Genomic DNA, 7187 nt, shown 5'->3' on the forward strand with positions numbered 1-7187 from the left:
AGGTTATTCTCTTTCTATGTCAGGGTTTGGAAGAATACGAAGCAAGTGTATTTACTGATGCTCTTGGTTGGACGACAACTTATGGTTTAGAACCAATTGAACTTGTTACGGTTGGTTTACGTCCAAAAGTAAAATGTGCATGGAATTTTACGGTTGAGCCTGAATTTCAGTTAAGTGAAATAGACATCAATGATTTTGATGCTCTGGCTATTCCTGGCGGCATGAGCCGTTCTGGGTTTTATGAAGATGCATACGATGAAAGGTTACTTTCGTTAATTCGCGATTTTGACTCACAAGGTAAGATAATCGCTTCTGTTTGTGTCGGAGCATTACCAATTGCTAAAAGTGGTGTTCTTAATGGTCGTAATGGCACAACTTACCATTTAAGCGAAAAACGTCAGGCTCAAATGAAAGAAATGGGTGTAAATATCATCCAGCAAGCCGTTGTTATCGATAAAAACATAATCACTTCAAGAAGTCCTTCAGCTGCGATGGATGTAGCTTTCACTATTGTAGAAAAGCTCACATCAACTGCTAACTTAGATCGCATTAAAGAAGGCATGGGATTCATCGAAAAATCATGTGTTTAACAAAACAATCAAGGTGATGCATTACACTCGGCATTTTTGGTATGGAGTTCGATGCGCTTGGTTGGTTCAACGTGGCACACCTTATTGTAGGCGTTATGCATTCAGAGCTGATTTGGGTTGTGTTCGTAACAGCATCGCGCATTGCCATGTTTCTCCGGCCATTCGTTCATTGAAAGGCTGCCAATAAGTGTCGAGTAATACGGGTTGGTTGTAACTTTGTTTTCTTTGAATTCAGTTCTTCAGGCTTTCGTTGAATACCCTGTTTGTTCCGCTGATTCAGAAACGAAGTTTCCTTTAGCAATTAGCATAGTCGCATTTGCAGCCAATCAGGCATGCCATTCGGAATGTGTGAAAGTCATGCTCGCTTAAAGTCGTTGATAGTAAACGTAAGCCAGATAGTTCGAGATTGTTGGAAGTAGATCGTAGAGACAGCATGAGCGAACAGATTTACTGCCAAATTATGACAGTGTTTGCGGATGGGAATGCATAACAAAAGTATCAAGGTGACGCATTACACTCGGCATTTTTGGTTTGAAGTTCAGTGGATTTGGTGAGTTCATCGTGGCGCACCTTATCCTAGGCGTTAGGGCTCTAAAGCATAACTTCCGGCTTAATTATTTATGTTCTTACGTTTAGCTATCATGAAGTCATGCGCTTTATTTGTGATGGGTCGATGCTTAACTGCTAAAAAGTCATCGTTTCCAGCCATATTAAGATCGTTGGTTGTTTACCGTGAAAATGAATGTTGTCGGTCTTAGTCCGCAGTACGCTCGATTCGGCTTCTCAGCACGTTAAAGATACTCGTGACACCGGTTCACGCTGTTAGTCACAAGAGATTCATTGCCAAGCTGACTTTCGATTCATGAATGATGATTCTGCTGAGAGAATGATCCAACAACCACCGTCGGCGCTGGGAGATGGATACCCGCCAAAATTGCCCTAACAAAACGCACCATGGGACAGCTATTACTCGGCAGTTTTGGTTTGAATTGAGTTTTGTGATTACGGTTTTTAAATTTTGGTTCATGGGTCTAGCTGCCCATGTGCTCAGCGTTAAATTTTTATAGGTAAGTTCAATTGAAAATGATTAATTTATCAGATTATGACCATTGGATAGCAATATCCATAACTGGTGTAATTACTGCGCCAATAGTTCCTCTCGGACTTGGCCCTGATATGTATATATGCCGTGAAAGCCATATGCCAAGTAATTTAAAGGGAAAATTTATTAAATCATTACGAGCATCTTTTGAAAGTTTTGGTCTAGAAGCTTCTACTAAGTTGACTCTTAATGATCCTAAATTACTTCTTGTTCCTATTTGTAATAGCGATGAAGAAACAGTTAAAAATGCTCTCATAGTAGCTGATATGGCTCTTGCACTTTTTAACAAAAAGTATTTCTCGGCTAGAGCTAAATTTATAAATTGGGATCGAAAGCTTGGAAAAGCTGTTGGTGTAGTAAGTTCTAAAGGAAAGCTGAGTTCTATTCTTGCAAGTAATTCAAGCTATGGGCCAGCAATTGCTCAGCCCTTAGGGCAAGATGTGTGGGATTGGCTGCTAGGTTCATTTCTACGAGGTAACCTTACAGAACTCGGAAATCGCGTATATAAGTGCTTAGAATGGGAGCGAGAAGCTCAGTTTTCTTCTCATATCACACATAAGTTCGCTTTTAACTGGATTGGTCTGGAGTCAATGCTACCTAACGGTGAGGTTAGTGAAGCATATTTAGTTCAACGGTATTCCTTTGTAGTCGGAGCACCGAGAGGTGCGGACTCAAAAATACTAATCGACTCGGCCCTAAAGGATCTTTTCATCGAGCATAAAAATCCTGAAGGGAAAAAGTGGGTTAAAGAAATACAAAATATGTACCGTTATCGCTGCGCTATTTTCCATGATGGTTCGAGCGATTTAACATCTGATGATATCGAACCTAAAAAAGTTGATTGGTATTATCACCTCTCAAAACAATTAAGTATGCGCGTAATAGGGTATGCGATAGCTGCAATATGCGATGGCGTTGAAACTGTTGATGATTTTTGGGGGGACTATATGCTTAAAAAAGTTTTCAACGAGGAAAATATATGGTTAAAAAATGGCACGTTACATTTAAATGATGCTATTAATTTTGACTGGGCAGGTGATGAAGCTTACTACGAAATATAAAAATTTAACAAAGCAATCAAGGTGATGCGTTACACTCGGCGGTTTTGGTATGGAGTTTAGTGCGCTTTGCTAGTTCAGTGGGGCACACCTTATTGCTGGCGTTATAGCAATTGTTACATTGTTGTATGTAGCTCAAACCCACATGATACTGATAGTTAAAGCTGGACTTATAATCGAGTAATAATCTAAACTTTAGAGGTTATAAATGTTGAATAAAGAAGAGAGGAAAAGACTTCGAAAGTATCAGAGAAATGCGACTCAGTTTTCATCAAGAGGTAAAACACTATGTTTTCTGATGATGAATATATGGATGCTACCATGTTCAATTATATCGATGTACTATTGGGATATAGCTGTAGATATCGAATGCCCATTTGTTATTCAGTTGCTGTTTTTTGCATCTATTGTTGTGGCTTTTTTACTTGAAAAGTCATTCTATAATTTTTCAAGTGAATTCAGATATTACTTGTTGTCTTTCTCTTGTGTTACTTTGTTACTGAACGCTTTGTTCTTGATTAATATTTATTTGTTCTTTGTTGGGGCAATTATTGCTCCGTTAAATGCTCTGTTTTTTGTTAATGAATGTGAAAAGTTGAATTCTAAAATAATGAAAACTAAAGTGTGATTGTTTGATGTTAGTGTGTCGAATTCATTGCTATAACAAAGGCATCAAAGTGACGCGTTACACTCGGCGGTTTTGGTTTGGAGTTTAGTGGGCTTGGTGAGTTAGTCGTGGCGCACCTTATGCCCAGCGTTAACTGGTAAGGAAAAATATGAGTTTAGAGGTGGAATTTCCAAGAATCTCGAACTTGCCGAAAGAGCAGTTACGAGAAGTGTGGTTAAATCTTAGTGATGAAGATTTTAACAAATTAATAATTGCGAGCAATGGTAAAGAGATTGTTCGTGTATTTTCCGTTTTAGATGAGGTTAGCTTAAGAAAGTTCTTTTCAATAGCAGAGCCAATTACAATTGAAAAGGTATTTTCTTCGATTCCATCAAGGAACATAAATAAGTACTTATTTATGTTGTCAAATGAAAATATCAGACGTATATTTTCAGCTCTCAGTCCAGAGACCCAAGCCAAAGTCCTTAAGTCAGTATCAGAAACTCAGAGAAATAGACTGTTGAAATTATTACCTCATAATATGAGGTTGAAATGGAAAGAGTATATCCAAGAAGAACTTGATCTAGATTCAGAGTATAACCATATTTTTTCAAGTCAAATTGAGAATTCAATTGAATACGAAGCATTGCAACGACTTAAGCAAATAGAACAAAAAATCGCATATAAGGAGCAGCACCATGAAATTCGTGTTGAACAGCAGGCGAAACAGTTAGAAGCGTTGCAACAACAAACAGTTGACTCAGAAAAACGTCTTCACCAGCAGCATGTGCTGTCTGAACGAAAGGCTCAAGAGCTTAAACGTAGAGAAGCAGAAATATCTGGACGGTTAGCCGCACTACAAGCCGAACATGATCAAAAAATTCAGGAACGTATAGAGTTAAAAGTTCCTGAGTATGTTTCAGATGCAATAGATGGCTTAAATGATAAAGAGCAAGAGTTTAAAACTAAAGCTGATGAGTGGAATACTAGGGGGGCTAATTCATTAAAGTGGGCAATTGGTGCTGCCGTAGCAGCATTAGCCTATGGGGCATATTCTTTTAATGTTGCTTCTCAAAGCAATATAGATTGGTTGTTCTTTACTTATTTAATACTAAAAGGTCTGGTGATTATTGGTTTACTTGGTGCATTTGCAAAACATTGCTTCAATCAAGGGAATGCATACATGCATGAGGCACTTAAACGGAGCGATCGAGTTCATGCGATTAGGTTCGGTAAACTATACCTCGAAATATATGGAAATAATGTTGAAAAAGAAGATATGAAGTCTATTTTCGAGAATTGGAATATTGAGAGCGATAGTGCATTTACCAAAGTACCTTCACCAAACTTTGAACCCAAAACATTAGAGCAAATGAAAGGTATATTTGAAAAAAGTGTTCCTATCAATTCTGCGACTAAAACCAGTTAACAAAGCAATCAAGGTGATGCGTTACACTCGGCAGTTTTGGTACGGAGTACGGTGCGCTTGGCTAGTTCTATGGGGCACACCTTATTGCAGGCGTTAGGTGTAAAAATTGTTCGGCATAACTTAGTATTATTGGGAAAATAAAGGTTTAAAATGACAGCAGAACAGTCAAAATTGATATGGAAAGAACTGCAAGGAAAATTACAAAACTCACAAGAAAGAGTGAATAATCAGCTTTGCTCTGCTAAAGACTCTTCAACTTTTTTAAGTTATTTGACTCGAAATAAAAGCGATTTGAATATATTTGATGCGATGTTTGTTGATGTCAAATGTAAACATTATGGTAAGTTGATAATAACTCCGTTACTGTTTGTTGAAAATGGTAGAGTTTATGTGGAAACTGCATATTACCCAACATCAAAAAAGCAATTTAAAAATTTAAGAATTTCAATTTCAAATTATATGGTGTTTAGTAATCATTATATGGAAAGGTTGATTGAAAGAAAAGGAATCTCTACCATACAAGATTTGAAATTAAATATTTATGACAGGCTAACTACTGTAGATGACTCTAACCTAACGAAAGAAATTGGAGGGTTAGACATTACAACCGAGTTTATCTTAATTTTCCGTGATTCAGTATCATTTTGTGATTGTGAATTTGGCGATAATCAAGAGTGTGTAGTTGTTGCAAAAACGATCGTTACAGTTAATCAGCTCTCACTAAAACAAAAAGAAATTATAGAATATATACTGAATAAAATAGGTTCTGATGGTTGTTTTTTAGCAACAAGTAGTATTCCTAATTCTGTTTTAGAAGCAAATAACGTAATAGAAGCGACAAAAAATAGAACATCTGGAATTTATGAAACTTGGATGGAAAAAGAAATCACAAACAACATGACTAAAGGAGACTATAAATATGAAAAAAAATGGATTAAATCTTTTGTAAATTATCTTGAAGGTTATGATCCTACCTCTCCTAAGTATAAATATCTGTAATGATATTGATCAATGTTCAAGTGGGCTTGTGTAGATAGACACCTAACAAGGCAATCAAGGTGATGCTTTACACTCGGCGGTTTTGGTTTCAAGTTCGGTGCGCTTGGTGAGTTAATCGTGGGCACACCTTATTGCAGGCGTTATGTTTTTGGGAGAGTTATGAGGCATTTTCTGATAGTTTTATTCATAATGTTTTCTGTATCTGCGTGCTCATCAAGGCAAGATGAATGCAATACAGTAAATAACTGTGCTGCTAAAGTCGTTAATAGGATTCAGCAAAATTTGATACTAGAACAAGATTATTATGGCAAGAAAGCGGTTGTTAACCTCTCATTAGACAATAAATCTAATCTTGAGTATGTTGAAGTAGTCGAAAACAATGGTGGACCAAGTTTCGAGAAAGCAATCATTAAAGCTGTTTCATCTACATTTCCATATGAGCCGTTGCTAACTTTATCAGAAAGTGAGTACTCCGAATTTATGGATATAAAATTAACAATAACTCCATTTAAGTAATTATTTAATGATGTATGTTTCAACGATGGTTACTTTGAATGTTGGTGCGGCTCAGTAGAAAGAAAAACATAACAAAACAATCAAGGTGATGCATTTTACTCGGTATTTTTGGTATGGAGTTCGGTGCGCTTGGTTAGTTCAACGTGGCACACCTTATTGTAGGCGTTATGTGCAATTTGATTACAAGGAAAGATATGTTTGAAGGAATACAACCGCCTCATGTGGCATTTTACAGTGAAAGCATAAGATTTCATGTTGAATCAGCTATGAGTTCTATTGATGCACTGGCATCTTTTGCTGAAATGACTAATCAGACAAATGGTAGCTATGAAATAACAGGAGGGATGCAAGATGACTTATTAAATCACCTTCAAAATCTTTTCCTTCATAGCGCAACTGTATCCCGATACTTCTGGCCCTCGAAACCAGGGAAGAATGAATTGCATAAAAAAAGAGCTAAACAACTTCAAGAAGCATTTGGTATTGAAGATAGCAGTCCATTGAAAAGTCGGAAGCTAAGAAATAAATTAGAACATTTTGATGAAAATCTTGATCTTTACTTAAACAACAAGCCAATCGTTGGTTATATCTTACCTGCTTACGTTGGTGGAGAAATTGAAAGTGAGGGTGTTCCTGTCCATATTTTTCGCGCTTTTTATATCGATACTGGTGAATTTGAGGTTTTAGGGGATAAATTTAAAGTTCAGCCAATAGTTGATGAAATCTGCAAAATTCATTCTCAATTTTATCCCCGAAGCACATAACAAACGACTATGGCGTCAATAGTTAATTTAAGCTGTTTTCGCATCCCATAAAACGCCATCTCTCAGCATCGAATTTAGGATGACAACCATCTTCCTTACGCAGGCGATGATGGCCACTTTTT

Annotated in this window: 6 protein-coding genes; all 6 read left to right on the top strand. The window is 37.0% G+C overall.

The genetic code is table 11. From position 1 onward, the window contains the following. Positions 1-590, top strand: a 590-nt coding sequence (locus tag C9I89_RS21975; protein ID WP_211315294.1) for a DJ-1/PfpI family protein, incomplete at its 5' end; no start/stop codon positions are given. Positions 591-1673: 1083 nt separating this feature from the next. Beyond that, the gene (locus C9I89_RS21980) at positions 1674-2753 is read left to right on the top strand and encodes a HEPN domain-containing protein (RefSeq protein ID WP_245905542.1); all 1080 of its coding nucleotides are present in this window, start codon (positions 1674-1676) and stop codon (positions 2751-2753) included. A gap of 773 nt (positions 2754-3526) precedes the next feature. Next, entirely contained in the window at positions 3527-4786 is a 1260-nt protein-coding gene (locus C9I89_RS21990; RefSeq protein WP_107285464.1) for a magnesium transporter MgtE N-terminal domain-containing protein, read from the top strand. A 150-nt stretch (positions 4787-4936) separates the two neighbouring features. Then, positions 4937-5785 carry a hypothetical protein gene (locus C9I89_RS22000; protein ID WP_107285465.1) on the top strand — a complete coding sequence of 283 codons (849 nt, stop codon included), beginning with the start codon at positions 4937-4939 and terminating at the stop codon, positions 5783-5785. A gap of 159 nt (positions 5786-5944) precedes the next feature. Next, a complete protein-coding gene (locus C9I89_RS22005; protein WP_107285466.1) occupies positions 5945-6301 on the top strand; it encodes a cell envelope integrity TolA family protein in 357 nt (118 codons plus the stop codon). Between the two features lie 194 nt (positions 6302-6495). Continuing rightward, positions 6496-7065, top strand: a complete 570-nt coding sequence (locus tag C9I89_RS22010) for a hypothetical protein (protein WP_107285467.1) — start codon at positions 6496-6498, stop codon at positions 7063-7065. Positions 7066-7187: the final 122 nt, after the last annotated feature.

Source organism: Photobacterium lipolyticum, from assembly GCF_003026475.1.
GTDB lineage: Bacteria > Pseudomonadota > Gammaproteobacteria > Enterobacterales > Vibrionaceae > Photobacterium > Photobacterium lipolyticum.